At 38.5% G+C, this 24,288-nt stretch carries 22 protein-coding genes, 1 pseudogene and 1 other annotated feature; of the genes and pseudogenes, 14 read left to right on the top strand and 9 right to left on the bottom strand.

What is annotated here, in order from left to right:
- Nucleotides 1-99: 99 nt before the first annotated feature.
- Nucleotides 100-273 carry a hypothetical protein gene (locus AAYR28_RS03070; RefSeq protein WP_041116052.1) on the top strand — a complete coding sequence of 58 codons (174 nt, stop codon included), beginning with the start codon at nt 100-102 and terminating at the stop codon, nt 271-273.
- Nucleotides 274-318: 45 nt separating this feature from the next.
- On the opposite strand, the gene AAYR28_RS03065 is transcribed toward AAYR28_RS03070, so the two are convergent.
- On the bottom strand, nt 319-888 hold the full coding sequence (locus AAYR28_RS03065) for a hypothetical protein (protein WP_024426710.1): 570 nt from the start codon (nt 886-888) through the stop codon (nt 319-321).
- 141 nt (nt 889-1,029) lie between these two features.
- On the opposite strand from AAYR28_RS03065, the gene AAYR28_RS03060 reads away from it, so the two are divergent.
- The 5 genes from AAYR28_RS03060 (at nt 1,030) to AAYR28_RS03040 (ending at nt 4,852) form a co-directional block, all read left to right on the top strand.
- On the top strand, nt 1,030-1,596 hold the full coding sequence (locus AAYR28_RS03060) for a GNAT family N-acetyltransferase (RefSeq protein ID WP_029707591.1): 567 nt from the start codon (nt 1,030-1,032) through the stop codon (nt 1,594-1,596).
- Between the two features lie 748 nt (nt 1,597-2,344).
- On the top strand, nt 2,345-3,274 hold the full coding sequence (locus tag AAYR28_RS03055; protein WP_024424495.1) for a S8 family peptidase: 930 nt from the start codon (nt 2,345-2,347) through the stop codon (nt 3,272-3,274).
- A gap of 1 nt (nt 3,275) precedes the next feature.
- A complete protein-coding gene (locus AAYR28_RS03050) occupies nt 3,276-4,124 on the top strand; it encodes an SAR2788 family putative toxin (protein WP_024424494.1) in 849 nt (282 codons plus the stop codon).
- Entirely contained in the window at nt 4,100-4,570 is a 471-nt protein-coding gene (locus AAYR28_RS03045; RefSeq protein WP_024424493.1) for a hypothetical protein, read from the top strand. Before AAYR28_RS03050 ends, AAYR28_RS03045 begins: the two co-directional genes overlap by 25 nt.
- Before the next feature lie 72 nt (nt 4,571-4,642).
- The gene (locus tag AAYR28_RS03040) at nt 4,643-4,852 is read left to right on the top strand and encodes a hypothetical protein (protein ID WP_024424492.1); all 210 of its coding nucleotides are present in this window, start codon (nt 4,643-4,645) and stop codon (nt 4,850-4,852) included.
- An 809-nt stretch (nt 4,853-5,661) separates the two neighbouring features.
- On the opposite strand, the pseudogene AAYR28_RS03035 reads toward AAYR28_RS03040, so the two are convergent.
- Nucleotides 5,662-5,853: pseudogene (locus AAYR28_RS03035) on the bottom strand (glutamine-hydrolyzing GMP synthase); the annotation flags it as partial.
- Between the two features lie 104 nt (nt 5,854-5,957).
- On the opposite strand from AAYR28_RS03035, the gene AAYR28_RS03030 reads away from it, so the two are divergent.
- The 4 genes from AAYR28_RS03030 (at nt 5,958) to AAYR28_RS03015 (ending at nt 10,373) form a co-directional block, all read left to right on the top strand.
- The gene (locus tag AAYR28_RS03030) at nt 5,958-6,845 is read left to right on the top strand and encodes a helix-turn-helix domain-containing protein (protein ID WP_120208711.1); all 888 of its coding nucleotides are present in this window, start codon (nt 5,958-5,960) and stop codon (nt 6,843-6,845) included.
- A gap of 219 nt (nt 6,846-7,064) precedes the next feature.
- Nucleotides 7,065-7,329: a binding site (T-box leader), on the top strand.
- 57 nt (nt 7,330-7,386) lie between these two features.
- Nucleotides 7,387-8,859: a 2-isopropylmalate synthase gene (locus AAYR28_RS03025; RefSeq protein WP_259455956.1), complete on the top strand. Its 1,473-nt coding sequence runs from the start codon at nt 7,387-7,389 to the stop codon at nt 8,857-8,859.
- The gene (locus tag AAYR28_RS03020; RefSeq protein WP_259455957.1) at nt 8,825-9,778 is read left to right on the top strand and encodes an AraC family transcriptional regulator; all 954 of its coding nucleotides are present in this window, start codon (nt 8,825-8,827) and stop codon (nt 9,776-9,778) included. The genes AAYR28_RS03025 and AAYR28_RS03020 overlap by 35 nt, the downstream gene beginning before the upstream one ends.
- A gap of 109 nt (nt 9,779-9,887) precedes the next feature.
- Entirely contained in the window at nt 9,888-10,373 is a 486-nt protein-coding gene (locus tag AAYR28_RS03015) for a YbaK/EbsC family protein (RefSeq protein WP_120208714.1), read from the top strand.
- A 79-nt stretch (nt 10,374-10,452) separates the two neighbouring features.
- On the opposite strand, the gene guaA is transcribed toward AAYR28_RS03015, so the two are convergent.
- From guaA to AAYR28_RS02990, 5 genes are all read right to left on the bottom strand, one after another.
- A complete protein-coding gene (guaA, locus tag AAYR28_RS03010; protein WP_024424487.1) occupies nt 10,453-11,994 on the bottom strand; it encodes a glutamine-hydrolyzing GMP synthase in 1,542 nt (513 codons plus the stop codon).
- Nucleotides 11,995-12,180: 186 nt separating this feature from the next.
- Nucleotides 12,181-14,385, bottom strand: coding sequence for a DUF4129 domain-containing transglutaminase family protein (locus AAYR28_RS03005; RefSeq protein WP_120208716.1), 2,205 nt, complete (start codon nt 14,383-14,385; stop codon nt 12,181-12,183).
- Nucleotides 14,386-14,394: 9 nt separating this feature from the next.
- Nucleotides 14,395-15,585, bottom strand: coding sequence for a DUF58 domain-containing protein (locus AAYR28_RS03000; RefSeq protein WP_120208719.1), 1,191 nt, complete (start codon nt 15,583-15,585; stop codon nt 14,395-14,397).
- Nucleotides 15,582-16,544, bottom strand: coding sequence for an AAA family ATPase (locus AAYR28_RS02995; RefSeq protein ID WP_120208721.1), 963 nt, complete (start codon nt 16,542-16,544; stop codon nt 15,582-15,584). Before AAYR28_RS02995 ends, AAYR28_RS03000 begins: the two co-directional genes overlap by 4 nt.
- 102 nt (nt 16,545-16,646) lie before the next feature.
- Nucleotides 16,647-17,546: a cation diffusion facilitator family transporter gene (locus AAYR28_RS02990; RefSeq protein ID WP_024426719.1), complete on the bottom strand. Its 900-nt coding sequence runs from the start codon at nt 17,544-17,546 to the stop codon at nt 16,647-16,649.
- 483 nt (nt 17,547-18,029) lie between these two features.
- Between AAYR28_RS02990 and gabP the strand changes: the two genes are divergently transcribed.
- From gabP to AAYR28_RS02975, 3 genes are all read left to right on the top strand, one after another.
- Complete coding sequence (gene gabP, locus AAYR28_RS02985; RefSeq protein WP_024424482.1) at nt 18,030-19,418, top strand: GABA permease; 1,389 nt, start codon at nt 18,030-18,032, stop codon at nt 19,416-19,418.
- A 97-nt stretch (nt 19,419-19,515) separates the two neighbouring features.
- Nucleotides 19,516-21,048, top strand: a complete 1,533-nt coding sequence (locus AAYR28_RS02980; protein WP_024426720.1) for a multicopper oxidase family protein — start codon at nt 19,516-19,518, stop codon at nt 21,046-21,048.
- A gap of 274 nt (nt 21,049-21,322) precedes the next feature.
- Complete coding sequence (locus AAYR28_RS02975; RefSeq protein WP_034622193.1) at nt 21,323-21,694, top strand: carboxymuconolactone decarboxylase family protein; 372 nt, start codon at nt 21,323-21,325, stop codon at nt 21,692-21,694.
- Between the two features lie 214 nt (nt 21,695-21,908).
- Here the strand turns inward: AAYR28_RS02975 and AAYR28_RS02970 are convergent, their stop codons facing one another.
- Both AAYR28_RS02970 and AAYR28_RS02965 read right to left on the bottom strand, forming a co-directional pair.
- Entirely contained in the window at nt 21,909-22,958 is a 1,050-nt protein-coding gene (locus tag AAYR28_RS02970) for a hypothetical protein (RefSeq protein ID WP_120208724.1), read from the bottom strand.
- Between the two features lie 73 nt (nt 22,959-23,031).
- A complete protein-coding gene (locus AAYR28_RS02965) occupies nt 23,032-23,400 on the bottom strand; it encodes an RlpA-like double-psi beta-barrel domain-containing protein (RefSeq protein ID WP_024424478.1) in 369 nt (122 codons plus the stop codon).
- Between the two features lie 209 nt (nt 23,401-23,609).
- Between AAYR28_RS02965 and AAYR28_RS02960 the strand changes: the two genes are divergently transcribed.
- Nucleotides 23,610-24,284, top strand: a complete 675-nt coding sequence (locus tag AAYR28_RS02960; protein WP_024424477.1) for a hypothetical protein — start codon at nt 23,610-23,612, stop codon at nt 24,282-24,284.
- Nucleotides 24,285-24,288 lie beyond the last annotated feature (4 nt).

Raw genomic sequence — 24,288 nt, 5'->3', positions numbered from 1 at the left:
TATGTCGGATAAAAATAGAGAAAGTGAAGAACGAGCCGCAAAGAACATGTCGAACATTTGATATAATGGAAGAAATATGTACAAAAAGGAGTAAGTCGATTGTTTCTATTTGAAGAACCCACGTGTGCTAGCTGTCAGAAAAAGATAGAAGGAAACGAAGAAGTGTACGTCAAGCTGGTCTATCCAAAGAGACGAGGAATGACAGAGGTAAAGGCTTGGCTCAGGAATGAAGGGGTTTTTTATTGTAAGACATGTTATGGAAAAGAAACATAAAAACAAGCATTTCAATTGAAATGCTTGTTTTTACTTTCTACTTTTTTATTTCCGCTTACTACGAAGTTCAATGAGTGCTAGTTTATTGTCATTGAAAAAGAACTCCAGAATGATACCGTTTGATTGATCTTGATATTGTATACCTTTGCTATACCCTTCGACAAACCAGAGCTTCTTGAATTGATCTCCATATGTTTGTAGCACAGATGAATAATCGTCTCCAATAGTGATTCCCTTAGATGTTTTGAGTTTTTTCTGTTTTGACTGATTGTAAATAGATGTAACTCGATGATGTTGATCAACTGATACTACAAAATCTTGATTTTCTTTTTCCATATAGACCCTCTGTTTAGGATGGGAGAATTGAGTATTCTCCACAAAAGTATGATCTCTCTCAAATTTTTCACCAATCTTAAAATGACCTAGCGATTCATTTGTTAAAGATACAGAGTGAAAATTAAAAAACATAGCCACCCAAACAAATAGTGCGGTTCCTCCTAAAACAGAACCTACAATCACTAACACTTTAGAATGGATGATTCCCTTTTTAAACAAATAGATCGCTAAAGATACGATGATCATCACGATGACGATCATAATTAGAAAAATACCCATTTCAATTATCCTCTTTTGCTTTTAATCGAATTCTGTTTGTGAATTATCCCCGCAATCACATTCTCACATATTATACCAAAGCATTACACAAAATCGACCAGTACAGGTATAATTTAAATAAAATTGCACGAGGAGAAAAATATGTATAGACATAAACTGATATTCCCGCAATCATTTCCAACCATACATACCGAAAGACTAATCTTAAAACAAGCAACAATCGAAGACGCTGAGGATATGCACATCTACTTATCCAATGAAACCGTGTGCCGCTACATGGGCATTGATGCTCATGAAACGATTGAAGACACAAAAGGAGAAATCAAGTGGTATCACGACATCTTCAAAGAACAAACAGGCATCCGCTGGGGCATTTCTCTAAAAGATGATCCTGCGATCATCGGCAGCTGCGGCTTTCTCAATCTAGAAAAACAGCACTGCCGCACGGAAATCGGCTATGAATTACACCACGATCATTGGAGAAAAGGCATCATGAGCGAAGCAATTGCTGCGGTGTTACGATATGGGTTTCAGGAAATGTATCTGAATCGGATTGAAGCGATTATTGATCCAGCAAATACGTCCTCTGTTCAATTATTGGAGAATGTTGATTTTGTTCGAGAGGGTTTATTAAGGGAGTATGATCTTGGTCAGAATGGGTTTGATGATGTGTTTATTTATTCGATTTTGAAGAGGGATTTCAAATAAACTGAATGATTTTTAAACAGAAGCGTTAAAGTGAATGAATTAAAATTGCACAATTACCCAGTAAGAAACCTCTAGTCAAGTTTATGACTAGAGTTTCTTTGCATGGTAACCCTTCTAATTTACTTACAATTCCAGCAATATTCAACACCCTTTCTATAATTATAGTATCAGTAATAGTAAAAATTTTTGAACAAAATGCAGATCCACACTTAAGTAATTACACTATTTCACTTACTTTTCTTTTCTAAGTACAAGATTCAAATAAAAATAGCCTATTCTTTAATCTGTTTTAGTTGGAATAATTCATATTCCAAAAAAAGAGCTTTTGTCCATTTGCAATTTCACTGATTAATTTAGATTTTTCATTTTCAAAATCTATTTTAGTGACATTATTTTTACGTTTACTTGTTTCGCTTTCAATTTTGGAGAACGTTGGACATGTGGAGTTGGAGTGAGGTTACAACAAGTAATGAATAAACTCATTGTGTTATCAGGTCATAGTTGGCAGTGGCAAAACATTTTTAATCAAAAAATCATAGATAATTATTAAGTAAACGAGTCAAGAAGAAGAACTGGCATATTTACAGTAGTACACGCATGGGAAATTTTAAATATATAAGGATATATTACCTTAAATAACATTTACATCAAAATAAATATAGGTTAATATATTCTTGTATTTCATAAAAAGGGAAGGGAGGTATATTCTGTATTAATTCTAAATACTGCATGTGAGAAGGAAGCTTGAATGAAAAAGTCAAAAGCCTTATTACTATTTGTTTCGTGCCTAGTGATTCTTGCAATTGTATTATGTTGGGGACTATCTGGCGATGTTTCTGAGGATAATAGTAAATCATACAAGACAGAGAAGGAAAAAGACCTGCTATGGGGATATAAAGTTATAGGTCATGAAAAACCTAATAATCATAAGAATTATGTCAAAATTGCTATCCTTGATAGCGGTATTAATAAGTCACATAAAGAGTTTAAAGATTTAACTTTTTATGAGTACAATGCTATTAAACCAAAAAAATCTATCGAAGATGATTATGGTCATGGTACAGCAATTGCCGGAATAATCGCTGCAACTGGTGAAGAAATAAAAGGTATTTCACAGAATCCCATTATTTATGATGTCAAGGTACTAAATAAAAATGGCAAAGGAAAAGTTGAAGATGTTGTCAAAGGGATTAAATGGTGTATTGAGCAAAAGGTAGACATAATTAATATAAGTTTCGGATTTGGAAAAGACTACGATGAATTACGAAATGTTATAAAAATTGCTTTAGATAACAATATAACAATTACAGCTGCTTCTGGAAATACATTAGGTCTAACTGTTGAATACCCTGCAAAATATGAAGGCGTCTTATCGATATCCTCACTTAACGAAAAACTAAAAATTGATCCAATTTCAGCAAAAGGAAAAATTGACTTTTCTGCGCCTGGAGTAAATATTAAAACAACTGATATACACGGAGGATATACAAAGGTAAAAGGTACATCCTTTGCAACTGCGTTTGCAACAGGTGCTATAGGCTGTTTGTATTCTAAAAAATACAAATCTAAAGAGAATGTTCATCAAACACTCAAGAAAAATACAGTTGATCTTGGAAAGCTAGGTTATGACAGAGAGTATGGCAATGGGATGATTATTTGTAACAAGGGAGAGAATTAGATTGAAAAAGGTTTTAATAAAAATTCTTGTGTTAACATTGTTTTTGTGTGGAGTTGTTCCTGAATTTGCAAGTGCAAAATCAGGCGAAATTGATTCTGATGCTTTAAGAATAGAAGAGAATGCTAGTAAAGAATATGAAGTGAATGTTGAAAAAGAATTGGGGATAGAGCTAGAACAAGATATGTTAATGGAAGTTAAGGAAAGCCTAGATGAAGTTAATATATCTACTCAGCTTGAAGCTGAGAGTATGAATGTCCAAACTGACATGAAAATTAATCATGAGACAGGTGAAATCACAGTTGATGGTATTACAGAGTTAGAAAATGGGGAAAAAGAAACTAACAAATTCAACGTGTTAATTGAAGAGATTGAAGGAAATGATTTTACAGCAACCTTTGTGGATGATGAAACAGGAAAAGAGTATAAAGTTAGCACCATAGAAGCTCAGTCATCAATTGTTCCAGCAATAATAGTTGGAATTGTTTCTAGGTTTGGTATTCAATATGCTATTAAAAAATACGGAAAGAAGCTAATAATAAAAACTTTTAAAAAACAGGTAATTAAACAAGGTATAAAAAAAGTTTCTAAGTTTTCTGTTAGCAACAAACATCTTAGTAATGCAAAAGGTAGATACAGAAAATTTGATACCAAAAGCAAGAGCACAGTAAATAAATGGATAAAAGAAGCTTTACAATCTAAAAATGTTTCGTTTACTATAAACAATAATAAAAAACTATCCTTTGTCATCACTGCAAATCTGAAAAAGAAAATCGGAACAAAAGGTGAGACAAAAATAAAAATAGTTATAGGTTGGGATGGTAAAATATGGACAGCTTATCCAATCAAGTAGAATTTGATTATATGTTCACATCTGATGAGAAAGATATTCCAAAGAACATGAAGAAAGATCCATCAACAGCTCTAAGAGTAGAGGGAGAGTTTAAAATAGTTATAAATGGCGAAGTATATTTTGAAGAAAATATCGCCTTATTAGAATTTTATGCATCTTTGCACGACTGGATTAAAAAGATAAAGAAAAAAAACAAAGTTACAGAGTATAGATATTACACAATGGAGTATGAGGAAGACGACCCCATTATTTCAGTAATACCATTTGATAATAAGGCTCGACTCACCACTATTTGGGAAACTCAACAGTTATATAATGTATTCGATCTTAATTATATAATTGAACAAATGAAGGTATTACATGAAAACCTTGGACGTGACATTGAACAACATTATAAAATTTCACTAAAAAACTTTATTGGAAATATCCCATTAAGAAAATATTGAATAGAGAAAGGAACTCCTGGTTAGGGGTTCTTTTCAATGTTTTAGTAGGATGTTTTTAGAGGAGGTGTATTTTTGATTTTATATTTCTTAGCTGGTTTTATAGGAATCATAATAGCCACAATTATGCTAGGTATTGAAATCGAAGGATATACATTTTTGACAAGTTTTATTTTAAAGATGTTTGGGATGTCTATATTTGTAGGATCGATATGGCTAATAAATCAAAACAGAGAAGAATGCCCAAAAATAGCAATAAAAATGAAGAATGAAAGCTCATTGTAAAATTCGTCGTTACAAATATCTTTTATACCTATATCTCGAATTGCAAGCGGTCTTCCATCATTAATTACAAAAACCTTTATTTGATTTATTTTAGATAACTCATTAAAAGCATCATCTCTTGAACTGAAATTATGATAAAAATATCTCTTCCTTATTACTATTATCTATAAAAAAAGATTGTTCTATTAATCTTACATGGTAAATATCCCAAACTGTATTTAAAATGGGCTCAACAGTTTTTTTAGAGTACCCTCCAAATATTCTTATCAACACCACTTATATCGGACATTGAGCGTTCCATTAATGCAGTAGTAATATTATAATTGAATTGATTATTTTTAAAAAAATTTAGATAATCGAGAAATTCATTCTTCTGAATATTTTGTCTATAATCATTTAATAACCTGTTTAAATACGTCAAAATATTCAAATCAAAATGTACAACTTTACCAACTTTTATTTTCGGTAATCCCCTCCAATATAATTACTATCAAGAATCCACATTTTTGTATAGTCAGGAGAAATATTTTATAACCGTTAATTTCCCTATTTTTAAAACTTTCATTAATATTTGAATATTTTTATATGATCTGATTTATTAAAAAATTTTTCGAATATGATATTCTTTTCAATTGTATTATCTGCTTTAATTATGAGATCAATAATAATTTTAAGTTGTTCATTCATTGTATCCCCTTCACATCTGATTTTCCTTCAATATCCCTCAACCTACATTTATCTAATTAAATATTTTTTGCAGTTCTGCTGAAACTGTAATTAATCAAAGTGATAGCACCGATACCAATTGTTTAGTCGTATATTCTGGCGTCATCCATGGCACCTTTGTTGTGGATGTCTGGGAGAACCTCAAAATATTGTCAGATGTCTCACTCAAAGCCTAAGATGGAAATTTCTTCGAGTAGAATTAAATCTTATTCCCGGATGATTTCTAGATTTTCTTCAGAAACTCCACCCAGTACACAGATACCCAGTCCTGAACCTAGGACTATAAGGTCCATTCTAAAATTGCAACATAGCACAAAAAGTCAAGTTTCCTAAAAAGCATTTCCGCTATACTAAACTCGTAAGGCAAGGAGGTGCTCGGTTGTCCTATCAAGAACATGAGAAAACGATTCAAGAAACATTGAATTATATTGAACAGCATCTGAAAGATGATTTACCGCTTCAAACTCTAGCGAAACACGCTGGTTATTCTAGGTTTCACTTTCACCGTATATTCAAGAAAGTGATTAAGAAGTCAGTTGTCGATTATATAAGGGAACGTCGGATGACCCAAGCGGCGAAGGATTTAATTCATACGGATCAACGGGCGATTGACATTGCATTGCAGTATCGATTTAGTTCACAGGAATCCTTCACTAGAGCCTTTAAGAAGATATATGATATGTCACCCGCACGTTATCGGAGATTACTAAGGAATGTCATTGATAAGGAGGAAACGAATATGGCTGCAAATAAGAACACACCTACTGGCTGGATTATGACGGGAGAAACACCATCTGATTATGAAACAGGTCTGGATGGCAGAATTGTACACAGTGGTACTACCTCAGCTTACCTGAAATCCAAGGATGAAAAAGCTCGAGGTTTCGCGACATTGATGCAGCAAATTAAGTCTGATCGTTACCGTGGAGAACGCCTTCAATTTTCTGCTTTTGTCAAAAGCGAAGATGTGAAAGGTTCAGCTGGTTTATGGATGAGGATTGACCATTCTTCAGGTGAAGTTCTTGCGTTTGACAACATGATGAACCGCCCCATTACAGGAACAAACGGCTGGAATCATTTTAGTGTAGTATTGGATGTTCCAGTCAAAAGTGAAGTCATTGCGTTTGGCATATTACTACATGGACAAGGTCACATTTGGATGGACGAACTTAGTTTTAAAATTGTAGATGAAAGTGTGCCAGTGACAGAACAAAATACTGTGGATCATTTAGAGGATGAACCAGTGAATTTAAATTTTGAAAGCTAGCAGACTGAATTTAAGAGGAGGTTCATTGCCATGAAAAAAATTGGTGCGATTTTATTGTTCGCTATGAATTCACTCACCTTTATTTGTGGCCTCGGAATTTTATTTGGTGAAGAGGATTAAAGATAAGCACCCATAGAACAAAAAAAATCAATTAAAAAAGATATCCCTATCCCTATCTATTTTTTGTAGACTTGGTATAATAGAAAAAATCAGAAAAATGAGAATGCGATGATAAGGAATAGTACTTGCCGAAATGTTTTCAGAAAGTTGCTGGCTGATGAGAAGCAATAACAAAAAAGCAGGGAACTCACCTTAGAGTAGCCTTAGTGAAATGAAAAGTATTGATGTAGTTAAGGTCGGCACCCCACCGTTATATGGGAAGGATATAAGATCAAACAATCTATATCCGAATAAGGGCATGATAATGTTTATTTATCATGAAACAGGGGTGGTACCGCGTAAGAAGAAGTCTTTCGTCTCCAAGTTAAATCTTGGGGATGAAAGGCTTTTTTTATATTCTATTTTCTAGGAGGAATCGATGATGTTTAACCACAAAAAATACGAAAAGAAATACTTTTTGCCACCGAAGCTTACTTATGATTGGGTGAAGAAAGAAACATTAGAAAGTGCTCCGATATGGTGCAGTGTGGACTTGCGGGATGGTAATCAAGCATTACCTATTCCTATGAACTTAGAAGAAAAATTGGAAATGTTTCAGTTATTAGTAGAGATAGGTTTTAAAGAAATTGAGATCGCATTTCCAGCTGCTTCTGATACGGAGTTTAGGCTGTTACGGACACTGATTGATCATCATATGATTCCAGACGATGTCACAATTATGGTGATCACACAAGCGAGAGAGCATATTATCCGCCGAACCTTCGAAGCCATTAAGGGAGTACCGAAAGCGATTGTTCATTTATATAATTCGACTTCAGAAGCGCAGCGCAGACAAGTATTTAAGAAAACAAAAGATGAAATTAAACAAATTGCCATTGATGGAGCTATTTTAGTAAAAGAACTTGCCGAAAAAACAAATAGTGATATTTATTTTCAATATAGTCCAGAAAGCTTTCCAGGAACAGAAGTTGATTATGCGTTAGATATTTGTAATAGTGTTTTAGATATTTGGAAACCGACACCAACTCATAAAGCCATCATCAATATTCCGACAACAGTTGAATATTCAATGCCTCATATCTTTGCAAGTCAGATTGAGTATATACACAAAAATCTGTCTTACCGAGACAGTGTGACATTATCTGTTCATCCTCATAATGACCGCGGCTCTGGGGTGAGTGATGCAGAATTTGGTGTTCTAGCTGGCGCAGAAAGAGTCGAAGGTACATTATTTGGTATCGGTGAACGTACAGGGAACGTTGACTTGATTACCTTGGCGATGAATATGTATTCACAAGGTTATGATCCAAAATTGAATTTCAATAACCTAGAAGCGATTCGTAAAAAATATGAAAAACTAACAAGAATCACTGTTCCTGAGAGACAGCCATATTCTGGCGAGATGGTTTTCACCGCATTCTCTGGGTCACATCAAGATGCTATATCTAAAGGTATGAAATATAGAAAGGAAAATAATGTTGATAAATGGGACGTTCCTTATATCCCAGTAGATCCAGTTGACTTGGGAAGGAATTATCAAACAGATGTGATTCGAATCAACAGCCAGTCTGGAAAAGGCGGCATAGGCTATATACTAGAAACAAATTATGGCATTCAACTTCCATATAAAATGAATGAAGCCATGGGTTATGAAGCGAAGAAAGTATCTGATCAGACAAGTAGGGAATTGTCTGTCGAAGAAATATATCATGTTTTTAAAGAACAGTATGTTGATTATCACCCTCATTTCCAGCTGCTTGATTATCAATTTCATAAAGGAGAGAAGCAGGAAGTTACCTTAACTTTGCTGAGAGATGATCAACAAATTGAAATACAAGGAACTGGCACTGGAAGTTTAGATGCCATCAGTAATGCATTATTTGAAGGATTATGATAAACACAATTTAATGCATAAGCAAATATATATAGAAGAATTTTTGCAAAAAGGGCAGAACGAATTTGAAAAGGAAGATACCATGTGGTTAGGTCAGGAGAAAGATATCGAAGTGAGAAAGTATAGCCGTTTTATGCCTCAATTGTCGGCTATCCATGATTTCTTTGAAATGATCTATGTTCTGGAAAATGAGATGTATGTAGAAGTGGAAGATAAAAAAATGACTTTGAAATCAGGAGATATTGCCTTTATTCCTCCTGACACCATACACAAGCCAATTGTAATGGAGAATACAATCGCAATGCAAATCATGATCCGTAAGAGTACTTTTCAAAAAGTGTTTTTTAAAATGTTAAAAGGAAATAATGTCATTTCAGAGTTCTTTTTGAATGCATTGTATATAAAAGAAAATAAAAATATTCTTATTTTCCATAGTCACTTGGATAAACATTTGCTAGACTGCTCTCTTCAACTATTTACAGAAAATTATAATCGGTTCCCTAGTTACCAGTTGATTATGAATAATTTGTTTGAGATATTATTATGTCTCTTATTAAGATTCAAACCAAGTCATATGAACGTCAATCAGTTCAAACAATATCGTGATATACGTATTATTGAAATGCTCCAATATATTCAGCAATGTTGTGAGCATATCACCATCCAGGAGATGGCAGAGGAATTTAACCTTTCACAGTCTTACCTGTCAAAATATATAGCTCGTAAGCTTGGCAAATCATTTCGTGAGATTCGACAAGAAATAAGATTGGAAAAAGCCTGCGAAATGCTCACTGGCAGCAATTCACAAGTAGATCATATTGCGGCAGCCGTAGGTTATCAAAATGTAGAGCATTTCATTCGTTTATTTAAGAGAAAGTATCACCTAACACCACATCAATATCGTTTAATTAATAAATAATGATCATCATCACTCTATTGTATTAATACTTGGAGAGACTGTACTTTAAAAGTACAATTTTAAAAACGAGAAAATTTCAAATCAATACAAATAAAAAGGAGAAATCATCATGTCGATCAAGAAAGTAAAAGATTACTTTAAACAATATGATATGGATACCCGAATTCAAGAATTTTCAGTATCTAGTGCAACTGTAGACTTGGCTGCTTCTGCATTGGGCTGCGAACCTGAAAGAATCGCAAAAACACTCTCCTTTCTAGTAAATGGACAAGCTATTTTAATTGTGACCTCTGGCAATGCAAAAGTTGATAACAAAAAATTCAAGGAATATTTTAAAACAAAAGCTAAAATGCTTTCTCCTCATGAGGTCGTTGACTTGGTCGGTCATGAAATTGGCGGAGTATGTCCTTTTGCTATAAAGAATGGCGTTTCTGTTTATTTAGATATTTCACTCAAACGTTTTGAGACAGTCTATCCAGCCTGCGGGAGCAGTAACAGTGCCATTGAACTCACAATAAAACAATTAGAAAAACACTCTGGTTATTCACAATGGATTGATGTGTGTAAGGGATGGAATGATTCATTAACACATTAAAACGGAAGGGAAAAGTGCAGTTAAAAATAAAAAAGAGCTAGAAACCCTTGATACACAAAGGTTTTTAGCTCTTTTACATTTATTCCCACTCAATCGTAGCAGGCGGCTTACTCGTAATATCATACACCACGCGGTTAATATGCTTCACTTCATTGACGATACGAGTTGAGATCTTTTCAAGCACGTCCCAAGGGATTCTTGCCCAGTCACTCGTCATACCATCGATAGATGTAACAGCACGGATGCCGATTGTGTAGTCGTATGTTCTTGCGTCACCCATAACACCTACGCTGCGGATGTCTGGGAGAACCGTGAAGTATTGCCAGATGTCGCGCTCAAGGCCGAAGTTGGCAATTTCTTCGCGTAGAATCGCATCCGATTCACGGACGATTTCTAGTTTTTCTTCAGAAATTTCACCTAGTACACGGATACCTAGTCCTGGACCTGGGAATGGCTGTCTCCAGACAATGTCATCAGGAATGCCAAGCTCTGAACCTAGGGCACGAACTTCATCCTTGAATAGCGTATTGAGTGGCTCAATCAATTCGAACTGCATGTCTTCTGGAAGACCGCCTACGTTGTGGTGAGATTTGATTGTTTGTGCCGTTGCTGTTCCGCTCTCAATGATGTCTGTGTAAAGTGTTCCTTGTGCTAAGTAGTCGATTCCTTTTAGCTTGTCCGCTTCGTCATCGAATACATAGATGAATTCGTTACCGATGATTTTACGTTTTTGCTCAGGATCAGACACACCTTTTAGCTTGTTTAAGAAACGATCTTTCGCATCTACTTTAATCACGTTCATGTTGAAACCTTCGCTAAATGTTTTCATAACCCCTTCTGCTTCGCCTTTGCGAAGAAGACCGTGGTCAACGAAAATACATGTCAGCTGATCGCCGATGGCTTTGTGGATCAATACCGCCACAACAGATGAATCCACACCGCCGCTTAGTGCGCACAATACTTGCTTGTCGCCTACTGTTTCACGAATTTTCTGCATTTCGATTTCAATGAAGTTCTCCATTGACCATTTGCCATCGCAATCACACACGCCGAAGACAAAGTTTTTCAATAGGTCATTTCCGTACTCAGAGTGACGAACCTCTGGATGGAATTGAACGCCATAGAAATTCTTCTCAGCTAAGCTCATGGCTGAGTTTGGACAATGTGCACTTGTTGCATCGACTGTAAAGCCTTCTGGTACTTCAACAACGAGGTCACCATGGCTCATCCAAACGACTTGATCAGTCGGAAGGTCTTTGAATAAAGCAGGTGTTCCGTTAATATGAATATCTGCTTTTCCATATTCACGCTGGCTGGCCGCTTCTACTTTCCCGCCTAAATAGTGAGTCATGAGCTGCATGCCGTAGCAAATGCCTAGAACCGGAATGTCTAGATCAAAGATCTTTTCATCACAGCGGAAAGATCCTTCATCATAAACACTGTTTGGTCCACCAGAAAGGATGATTCCTTTAGGTGCCATTTCTTTAATTTCTTCAGCAGTTAAAGTGTGCGGATGAAGCTCACTGTACACACCAAATTCACGAATACGGCGTGTGATCAGCTGATTGTACTGACTGCCGAAATCGAGAACCAAAATCATTTCATTTACTAAATTTGTCATGGTGTCACCTCTATGTCCAATATAGTTTTTTATAAACGCACAGAAAAAATGAGAGGAGAAAACCTGCTCTCAGTGTGAATCACGCTTTTGAAGCGCCCAGACTCACATCCGAACGCTTCAATTTCATGTATTTTAGAAGGTTTTAATATTCACCTATTCTAACAACAGGAAGGTACGCGGTCAAGACTATCTCCTGTTTATTAAATTTTCCCATAACTTTGCCGATTGTTGCCAAAGCGCCGAGGCATCCTCTCGCCGGTAGAGCGCACGTTCATAAAACTGCGTCAGCTCTGACATATGATGATCTCCATTCTTCTCATCAATCAACGAAGCGAATTCTCTTAGCGTCATACCTGGCTTTTTCTCGATTCCTCTGCGCCCTAGCTGCTTTAATAGAGCTGCATACGCATAGAAGAATGCTTCATCCTCTGGCAGACGTTTCACCTTTCTTACAATAAAGAATGGCAGCCATCTTGTTCTAAATCGATAAAGCATCCAGCTGATGAATCCAAGCAGGACAATAGCTCCTGCCGCATAACCTATAACCCAACCAACATGCACCATATTTGGCTTTGCCTGCGCTGTTTGTTCCTTTGGTTGTGCCGGCTGCTCTGTCTCCTGCTGCTTCGGCTGGTCTTGCTGCTTTTCTTCACTTGCATCAGAACTAGACTGATCTTCTTCTTCCTTTTGATCATCCGTTTGATCGCTTGAAACAGCTTCATTCGTAAAAGTCTCTGGGTTTGTAAATCCTTTTGTCGGTTCAAAGGTGACCCAGCCTCTGTTTGGAAAATAAACCTCTACCCATGAATGCGCATTGTTATTGGTCACTTCATACACATTGTTTCCATCCATTTGTGTTTCATATAACTGGCCAGACGTATACCCTTTCACCCATCTCGCCGGAATTCCGATCGAACGAAGCATCACAATCATAGAGGTTGAAAAATTATCACAATAGCCGATCATCGTATCAAATAAAAATTGATCCACATAATCTTCATTACGACCAGGCACAGCGACATTCTGCGTTTCATATGAAAACTTCGCAGATCCTAAATAATCCTCGATGGCTTTCGCTTTATCATACATATTGTCCTTCGTTTCCGTTAAGCTGTTTGCCAAAGTTTTCACACGCTCTGGAAGTGACGATGGAAGCTGCAAGTATTCACGGCCAACCTGCTGATTCACCTGCTTCTTTGTCGGTACTTTGATTCTCTGCAAATCCTCCAGGATAAATGTAGGAGATAAAAAGCTGACTTGATAGTTCCCTAAATTTTTGGGTGGGTTTTGCATAGACGGGACAATTTTCTCCGTTTTGCCCATGATTTGCAGCGGAACGTTTTCCATTGGCGTCAGCATGATCGTTCCAATAGGATAAACAGCATGATTAAATCGATAATCCGATTCTATATCAATTCTTGTTTCATGCTCCTCTGTTTTCACTCGCTCAGTAAACCACCGATTCGGCACAGTGTCGTCCTTTAGCCGAGTAGGCTTCGTATCATTTGAAGCATCCTCCCAGCCCTTTCCTGTGTAAATACTTTTTGTTTCTACACGAAAGTATGATGGCTCCTTTCCGCTCCATTTAAAAACAGGTGTGCTGTCCTCACTAAACGGTCCGCCTAGCGCCGAATCATCTGCACTATATCCCACTTTATTCTGCCCGGCTGTCCCATCTTGATTCGTGACCGCCTTAAAAAACGGAACAGGATCGGGCCATTTCGGATCAGACTTCGGCAAAGAAGCACCCAGTGACGCTGATAGAAGGACAAGCGCCAGCATAGGCAAAAACCACTTTAGACGTGCTTTCTGTGACACCCGAACGCCCTCAGCTGAACGCAGTCGATCAAAATACAGCAATCCAAGCAAACAAAAGCCAAATACCATAATACGAACGATTGCAAAAGTCGCATCATATGGCGTAAACGTATCAAGAATCGTGACATACACAATCGTCATCAGTAAAAAGAAAAAGATACGCTGCTGATAGACCACCCAATAATGTAGCAAGTAGACAAGCAGCCACAGCAAAATATAAAACAACAATGTGCGGAAAGATGGATACATGTCACTCCACATACCCATGCTCATTAACGTGATATTATCCTTAATATCAGCAAACAAAGCAGCCGGATAGCCTGGCGCTGATTGATAAAAGATCAAATATAAGGCGAGCAAAATCAGTCCAGCACAAATAGGAAACGTCACATACCACTTCAGACGAAAGAACGTAAACAAACACGTAAGCCCGATAAAAATGATGAAATAAGACGTATGGCTCGTCTCTGTAAAATCTTGAAGCGGACGAAGCCACTCCCATAGCAGCAGAAAAGCTACAGCATAATAGATGAACAATTCAAAACGGCTTTGCCGCAGATGTGAATGCAGCATAAATGTTTGTCACCTCACAGTTCTTTCGTGCAGCCGGTCTTCAAATAAAAGGGTGATGCGTATTCCAGAGGCCTTGAGCCGGTCTACAAGCTGTTTTTCTTTTGTCGTGAAATGGTCAACGGCTTTCTTCACTAAAAGCACGGTGATGTTCTTTCTGTTTCGATTTCCAAAGAGACTTGCCGCAAGCTCCTCCTGCAGCTGACCCGTGACGACATATTTTCCTGAGTGCTGGTACTCACTCGCTGCTAACGGTTTATATTCTAGTGCGCGGGAAGGCTGATGCTGCACCCTTGTTAAATAATAAAGCATGTCCTGTAAATGAAGTTCTCCTTGATCGACTCGAAAGGAATGCTGATCTCCTAGAGGGACAAGACCTGACGGCACTCCTTTTTTCACAGCCGTTTGAAGAACAGATGCCGCAATAGAAACGACTGTTTCAAAAACAGCTTGATCAGTAAAATCAGCAAACACAACAAGGTCCTTTGCTTGATTCTGTTCAAATTCCTTCGTCATCAGCTGGCCTCTTCTGGCCGTCGTCTTCCAGTCCACCCAAGCAAAACGGTCTCCTTGCTGATATTCCCGTACGCCTGTTGTCACATGGGCCGGTTCATTGAACCACGAGTGAACCGCTTTGCCTCCATTTTCACTCACTGACTCAGCAGGCTCTACCGGGATATCCAGCACTTTTGGGTAGACAAGCAGCTTTTTCTCTAACGGAATGATGATTTCTTTTTCAACAAACCCAAACATATCACCCGTTTTGATTCTAACCGCTGTCAAATGATGCTCTCCCCGCATGACATCATTCAATTGATAGGAAAATCGCCAAGTTTTCCGAAACCAAGGAAAAAGCATTTGCTTCATTTCAATCTGTTCCTGTAAGTGAAAGGTATCTGGCGGAGCATCCTCTATCATGACGTAAACGTACGGAAATGGATGTGTCCGCTTGATTTCAAGGTCAACGGACAGCACATCCCCCGCCTTTAAGCGTGTTTGCTGTAGTGTCCTCTTGGCTGTCGCGCGAAGCGGAATAAGTGCAAACAGCAATGCATACAAAGCATATGGTAAAAATGCATAAAAAAGGAACCAGCTCACAAACCCTCCCTGAAACATGGCATAACAAAAGGCTGCCGCAGTGAGAATGATGAGCATCATCACCCTTAACCATAATGAAATTGCTACACGATGACGTGACTTCATTGAGTCATCGACTTTTGAACTGGCACGCCAATTTGCTCAAGCATTTGCCGCAGCAGTGTCTCCGCCTTCTTCCCTTCATATGTCGCTTCTGATGTCAAAATCATACGATGCGGTAATGTATAATTCGCCAAATACTGTACATCATCAGGAATCACATAATCGCGCTGATTCAAAAGTGCATACGCCTGTGCCGCTTTCATCAAGGCGATCGATCCCCTTGGACTCACACCTAGATAAACAGATGAGTGTTTACGCGTCGCTTGAACAATTTCAACAATATATTCTTTAATGGATGCATCCACATGAATGGTCTGAACAGCCTGCTGCAACGCATGGATATGTTCCTTTGTCATGACAGCTTGGAGCGTATCAATCGGGGATTGCTTCTCCTGCAAGTTGAGCACCTCCAGCTCCTCGAGCATGGTCGGATATCCCATCTGCAGTTTGAATAAAAACCGGTCCATTTGCGCTTCTGGCAGCGGATACGTCCCTTCATATTCCACTGGGTTTTGTGTCGCCATGACGAAAAAAGGATCCGCAAGCGGCATCGTTTCTCCGTCCACTGTGACACTGCCTTCCTCCATCGCTTCAAGCAATGCTGATTGTGTTTTAGGAGAAGTCCGGTTGATCTCATCAGCTAAAATAATCTGCCCCATGATCGGTCCTTGCCTAAATTCAAATTCATTCGTCTTTTTATTGTAAATCGACACGCCTGTTACATCTGAAGGCAAAAGGTCAGGAGTGAATTGGATTCTCTTAAACTCACAGCCAATGGATTTTGCCAAAGCACGAACCATCATCGTCTTCCCTACACCAGGCACATCCTCGAGCAGCACATGCCCCTTCGCCAAAATCGCAACAAGGCTTAATATCGCAATGTCTTTTTTCCCAACCATGACTTTATTGATGTTATCTACGATTTTTTGTAAATCTGAATGCATCGGTTCATCAAATGCCATCCTGATCCTCCTATCACGTTTCTGTCAAATTTCATATAGTCTAACTTTACCATACAACGCGCATTTGCATATAACATCAGCACGTATAAAAAAGAAGCCTTCTCACGATGGGAAAGACTTCTTCTCTTCTTTTGACTTACTTGCTGGCTCCATATGAACATGAGAGTGTAAAATATCATGCTCCTGCTTCATTCTTCGTTCAATTTCATCTGCAATATCATGGCTTTCTGCTATGTTCAAGTTAGGTTCGACCTCAACCACTACATCCACATGGACTGTACTTCCAAGATAACGCGCTTTTATATCCTTTAAATCGCCTACTCCTGGTGTTGCTTCAATGGTCTCTTTATATTTAGACATATCTTTGATATGAAAACCGTCTGTTAACGAATGAGAGGCATCTCTGAAAATCTCCCACGCAGTTTTACAAATAATTAAGCCAATGACAAAGGCTGCTAGCGTATCAATCCATGCCAGCTGAAATTGAGAGGCCATAATTCCTACAAATGTTCCAATACTCACATACGCATCTGATTTATTATCAGCAGCTGCCGCATGGAGAGCCTGGCTATTAATTCGTTTGGACAGATTGCGGTTATAAATATACACACCGTACATCACAACAGCACTTCCTGCTGCTGTCCAAGCCGCGATCATATCCGGCGTTTGATGCTCAGATGAGAAGAACGACTGGCCTGCACTCAGCAAAACCTGAAGTCCAACAAGCATCATGATAAAGGAAGCTACAAGAGACGCAATATTTTCCGCTCTAAAATGACCATACGGATGATCTTCATCAGGCGGCTTTTGAGAAATACGCAGCCCAATCAACACAGCAAGGGATGCAATAATATCCGTCGTGTTATTCAATCCATCTGCTGAAAGAGCCTCTGAATGAAACACATACCCAATAATGAGTTTGACCGCAGATAAGATCACATAGGCAATGATGCTGACCCAAGCACCTGTTTCACCTTGTCTTAATTCGTTATAGCGCTCCATGTTGAACCGCGCCTCCTCACACATCACTTTTCTATTATTTATCTTACAAAGCAAAGCCCGTGTGGGTCTACAGCAACATGATTCGCTTATGTCAGCAAAATAGGATAAATAGAAATGTGTTGACCTAAGTAAACTTATTTTTACAAGGTCAAATGACCTCAAGACCTACTCCCATCAACCTTTTTCCAATTCTCTTCGAAATGGACATATCGTCAAATCACTCTTCTCTGGTAAATTATCAGAATAATTTTATTTTGAGACACAACTTCCCTCCTTCTTTTTTTATGCTCTTTTTAAAAATAAACAGAGGGAAAAGAGGGAACATAATCTCTCAAATCCTTTCTACTTTTTAACATCATGTTAAGAGGTTTGAAATGTCAGTTTGATAACCTGTCCAATGCTGAATGACAATTCAGTATGATAAAATTTAAAATATTCTAAAAACAAATTCTCTATTCATGAGAAATGTTTGGAGGTAAAGAAATGTCCAACATGACAAACGGTCTTCAAAAAAACCTTAAAACAAGACATATTTCGATGATTTCCATTGCTGGGGTCATTGGGGCAGGGCTATTTGTTGGTAGTGGCGCTGTCATTCATTCTGCAGGGCCTGGATCCATTCTTTCCTATTCTTTTGCCGGACTTCTGGTGATCTTTATTATGAGAATGCTTGGAGAAATGGCATGTGCCTATCCGACAAGCGGTTCTTTCTCACAATATGCGAGCGATGCCATCGGTCCATGGGCCGGGTTTACAATCGGCTGGCTTTACTGGTTCTTCTGGGTGATCGTCATCGCCATTGAAGCCATTGCCGGTGCTGCCATTATTCAATATTGGTATGGAGATGCACCTGTTTGGCTCACAAGCCTTATCCTCACAATCCTCTTAACATTAACAAATATCTTTTCTGTTAAATCTTTTGGCGAATTTGAATATTGGTTTTCATTAATTAAAGTCGTCAGCATCATTCTCTTTCTACTCATTGGTTTTGCATTTATCTTTGGTTTTGGCGGTCATCATACTTCAGGTCTTGCCAATCTAACAGGGAACGGCGGTTTTCTTCCAAATGGATTCAGCTCTGTGTTACTCGGAATCGTCGTCGTCATCTTTTCCTTCATGGGAACGGAGATTGTGGCCATAGCGGCCGGTGAATCAGCAGACCCAGTCAAATCTGTGACGACAGCCACCCGCTCTGTTGTATGGCGTATTATCGTATTCTATGTCGGATCAATTGCTGTCGTTGTCACCTTGCTTCCTTGGAATTCCGCAAGTATTTTAACAAGCCCGTTCGTTGCGGTATTAGAATACATTGGTGTTCCATCAGCCGCTCAAGTCATGAACGTCATTGTCTTAACAGCTGTTCTATCTTGTTTAAACTCCGGCTTGTACACAACGTCCAGAATGCTTTATTCATTAGCAGAAAGAGGCGAAGCGCCAAAACGCTTTATGAAAATCAGCAAACGTGGTGTTCCTGTAGCGGCTACAGTCGCAGGTACCTTCTTTTCCTACATTGCCGTCATGATGAACTACTTTTATCCTGAAACCATCTTTTTGTTCTTAGTCAACGCATCTGGTGCCATTGCCCTTCTTGTTTACTTGGTCATTGCCGTTTCACAATTAAGAATGCGACGCAAAATCGAAAAAGAAAATCCAGAACAGCTCAAAATCAAAATGTGGCTGTTCCCATACCTCACGTACTTTACCATTTTGGTCATTTGCGCCATCTTGGCATCGATGCTGTTTATCGAATCCATGCGGCCACAGCTCATTTTGACGAGTATCATTACCTTTGGCGTACTGGCTGCTTATTTCATCTTTAAACCGAATAAAAAAGTGCCTGCAAATGCGGCGCTTGAAAATAAACACCCTTAATTCTCCCGCTGAAAAGCGGGTTTTTTTATTTTATTCACCTATTTGGATGTCCGCACTTATACTGTATCAAATTGAATTTAAGTGAGGATTAGTCAACATGAACCTAGAAAAATTTGTTGACGAGCTTCCAATTCCAGAAGTCGCGGAGCCCGTCAAAAAGAACCCAAGACAAACGTATTATGAAATTGCTATGGAGGAGGTATTCTTAAAAGTTCATAGAGACCTGCCCCCAACCAAGCTATGGACCTATAATGGCAGCTTGCCTGGACCAACCATTAAAGCTAATCGAAATGAAAAGGTCAAAGTGAAATGGATGAACAAATTGCCATTGAAACATTTTCTGCCTGTCGATCACACCATCCACTCCGGTCATCACGATGAACCAGAGGTGAAAACAGTCGTTCATCTGCATGGCGGCGTCACACCAGCAAGCAGTGACGGCTACCCAGAGGCCTGGTTTTCACGGGACTTTGAAGCAACCGGTCCTTTTTTTGAAAGGGAGACTTACGTCTACCCAAATCATCAGCAAGCCTGCACATTGTGGTATCACGATCATGCCATGGCATTGACACGACTAAATGTGTATGCCGGTTTAGCTGGGTTTTATTTGATCTCAGATGCATTTGAAAAGTCTTTAGAGCTGCCGAAAGATGACTACGACATTCCTTTAATGATTATGGACCGGACGTTTCAGGAAGATGGTTCACTGTTTTATCCTAGCAGACCAAACGACACACCAGAGGACAGTGACATACCAGACCCATCCATCGTGCCCTTTTTTTGTGGAGAAACAATTTTAGTCAATGGAAAAGTATGGCCGTATTTAGAAGTAGAGCCGCGAAAATACCGTTTTCGTATTTTAAATGCGTCCAATACTAGAACTTACGAGCTGCATCTAGATAACGACGCTACAATCTTGCAAATCGGTTCCGATGGGGGCTTTTTGCCAAGACCCGTTCGCCATCAATCCTTTAGCATCGCGCCTGCTGAACGTTTCGATGTCATCATCGACTTTTCAGCTTACGAAAACAAAACGATCACTCTCAAAAATACAGCCGGCTGCGGACAGGATGTGAACCCTGAAACAGATGCGAACATTATGCAATTCAAAGTCACACGTCCACTAAAAGGGAGAGTACCTAAGACATTACGTCCGATTTTCAAACCGCTGCCACCGCTTCGGCCAAGTCGAGCTGATAGAGAGCGTAAACTCACACTTACCGGCACACAGGATAAATACGGCCGCCCTATCCTATTGCTCGATAACCATTTTTGGAATGATCCTGTCACTGAAAATCCTCGTCTTGGCAGTCTAGAGGTATGGTCTATCGTCAATCCAACCAGGGGTACACACCCTATTCATTTGCATCTTGTTCAATTTAGGGTTTTAGACAGAAGACCATTTGATACAGAAGTCTATCAATCGACAGGAGAAATCGTGTATACAGGACCAAACGAAGCGCCTCCTTTACATGAACAAGGCTACAAGGACACCATTCAGGCGCATGCAGGTGAAGTCATTCGGATCGTTGCTCGTTTTGTTCCATACAGCGGCCGGTATGTGTGGCATTGTCATATTTTAGAACATGAAGATTATGACATGATGAGGCCGATGGATATCATTCAGTAAAAATGAAACCACTCTTCCGCCAAATGCGTATAACTTGTATGAAACTGCTGATTACAAAGGGGCTAACGGACATCCAGTCATTAGCCCTTTTATGATCCATTTCAACATGGAAAAATAAATCGCATGAATCATTCCTTTGAAGAGCGTTCCATACTTAAAAAGTTGACGCAGCAACCGATAATACTACTATATACCCATTACATCTATCAAAAGGCACATAAGCCATAATGAACGAACAAATGGAAAATTGCGATAAAAAACGGAGGAGTTCAATTTGAATGAAGAAAAAGAGACTTGCCAGGTCAAACAAGAAACAGCGGCAGGTAACAGAGAGAAGCTTTCAATTTATGAAAACGAGAGCATTCGGTCAAACATTGAACAACTAACCATTGAACTCAGTGAACAAAAAGAATTCAATCACTTCATATTAGATGAAAAACAAAAGGCCATCAGCACATTATCTTCCCTCATCACAAAAGGCAATTGTGATGAAGAGTTAAAGACTCATTTTGAACAAGCATTACATATCGGACTTTCTGTTATAGAGATTATGGAGATTATTAAACACTGTACAAAGGTTGCTGGCTTTCCTCACTCCATTAATGCCCTGTTTATCTTTCAAAACTTATTAGATAAAAACAAATAAAACAGAGAAAACGAGATGTCATCAGTCCTCTCGTTTTTTTATGTTCACTCATATTACTCTTTTTCTTTTCCTCTGTCACATAAGCAAAATATGAAAATAGCCCTCGTATCACTGCTTAAAAATTGATTTTCCATCTATAAATCCACCATTTCTCCAGCATTTCAAGTGACAAAATAAAAAAACGTCCAGTTATATAAATAACTGAACGTTTCCTTTATCGATTGACAGTGAAATTGTTAACAATTCCGCCATCCTTCTCCCAAGCGGCTTCCACCGTTTTCTTCTTCATATTGTATTCAAAAATCGTTCTTACCTTCGCCTTTCGTCCGGTGTCATCCTTTAATTCTTCTGCGTTTTTTGCAACACCTAAGAAATAAACAGACGACCCGTCCGTAGAAAATTGCGGCTGTGCAGCACTTAAAATATGGACATTCTGGCTGTTTTTAACGAGTGTCGTCGTTTTCCCAGTTTCTACATCAAGCAACTTAATCGAGGATATTTCTTTTTCTTTACGAACCTTTACTTCTGTATAAATCAATTTCTTATGATCTGGAGAAAATGAAATATCATTGATCGTTTGTGAGATACGTGCAATGCGTTTTCCCTTCTCACCTGTTTGAAGGGTGATTTTCATGGTTGTTGGTTCAGGATCTCTGCCCTTTTCATTCGCTTCATCGGTTTTTTGATAATCTTCTTTTAAAGAATAATGCTGGATCGCCAAATCATTTGAAGTCGGATCATATGCAAAAGAACTCACCGTATCATCCTTGCTTTTTTCCGGATACAGCTCTTTCATTTTGTGTGTTTTCAAATCAAAAGATGCGACATAAAATTGCTCTCCAGAATCCTTGTTATACCTTAGAAATAACTTCTTTCCGTCACCAGACAGCCTCATACTGTCGATAGAATCGTCACTCGTAAACAGTGTTTTTTCTTCGTCAGATTTCACATTTAATTCCCGAATACTCACCTTTTGCGTGTCTTCATCCGTATACGTGTAATATAAAACTTGTTTCGTAGAATCATAAGCAATCGAAGGATATGCTGTCAGTTTCTCCGTATGAAGCGCCCGATCATGCAAGTAATAAGTATTGTTTAACTTTTGATCTGTAAATGAAACGAGCAATTCGTCTTTTGCATCTTGATTTGTTTTGACTTTTCCTGTATGTTTCGCCTCTTGCTCAGGCTTCATCATGAAGAAAATAACTGCCGCAATCACTGCGACGCCAATGACTGTGATGATCCACCATGTTGATTTTTTCATTGCCTTTCAGACCCTCTCTACAAGAAAAGAAGCCAGAAAATGAACTTTTCCCGCTTCTTTGCATGCCTATGTATTAATAAGTGTAATGCCCTTTTACGACACCTTTACTTGTTTTATACCCAAGTGCTTTGAATGCTTTTGGACTTACGTCTAATACAGCATTTGGCATTCTGCCTACATCATATTTATATACTGTAATCACTTTATGTGGTTTCGCTTTTGTTGTCACTCTTAGTTTTGTACCTTTTTTCGGTACGTCAAAGCCCATTTTAGTTGCTGCATCCCAATGACCGAGTTTTTTTCCATCTGCGCCTTTTTTGCCGACACCATTATACCAAGTAATATTGCCGCTTACTTTTTTTGCACTTGCTCCATGTGAGAAACTGAATGCTAAAAATAAACTAGCTACTGTTACGATTGTCGTGATAAGCTTTTTATTCATTAAGAAATCCTCCGTTTTTGGTTTCTGCACTCATTATACATGAAGATGAACCCAGTTATTTTACAGACACATTACAATTCAAATACAAGTTGACCACTTTATGACCGATAAAGTTCATAAATACTACCAAAAACAGTCAGAACATTGTAAGCAGCCCCCCTCTTTCATTTTATATAATAAAAGTGAATCAAATTTAAGGGGGAATTTTCATGAAAAAGTGTTTCACCGTTTTGATTGTAAGTTTGGCCTTCGTTTTGATGTTTTCAAGTCTTCCTGCCTCAGCGGCTAGTCCTCGTCACGGCGCCATTGTGACGCAAACAGATGAAGCCAAATGGTCAGGTATCTCTGCTGATATTGTCCTGCCGAAAACAGCCACCATTAAAAACGGCTATGCGGACTGGTATCTCGGTCTCGGCTCTGCTGTAGTAGAGAGCGGTATTTCAAAAACGTCTTCTGGCTATAAGGTGTTTCTAGGCAGCGGCTCACAAGGCGGCAGTAAATACTGGAACAGCGAATACGATACAAGCATTAAAGATGGCGCACGTGTCAACCTAAAGCTCATCAACAATGGTGATGGTACGGTGTCACTATATGTCAACGGGAAACTGCGCTATAAGCAGCCTGTTTACAACCCTAGCCGTCTGAAAAACCTTGATGTTGTCAAAATGGTACATGGCGTACAGGATAATGGAACAAACAGCTATTCACAAGCAAGCTTTTCGAATGTACAGCTTCGTGCAAATACATCAGGAAGTGTCTATAAAAATTGGGACGGGTCAATCAAATCGTCACTTTTACGTAAAAATTTAGAATCCGGTGCCGCAGCTCCTAAATTCACCGTCATTTCTTCTATCCCATTAAGTACAAGCCTTTCAGCACAATAAGAAA

It is taken from the genome of Bacillus safensis (assembly GCF_039619585.1).
Classification (GTDB): domain Bacteria; phylum Bacillota; class Bacilli; order Bacillales; family Bacillaceae; genus Bacillus; species Bacillus safensis.
This window is presented reverse-complemented; position numbering and strand designations above follow the sequence as displayed.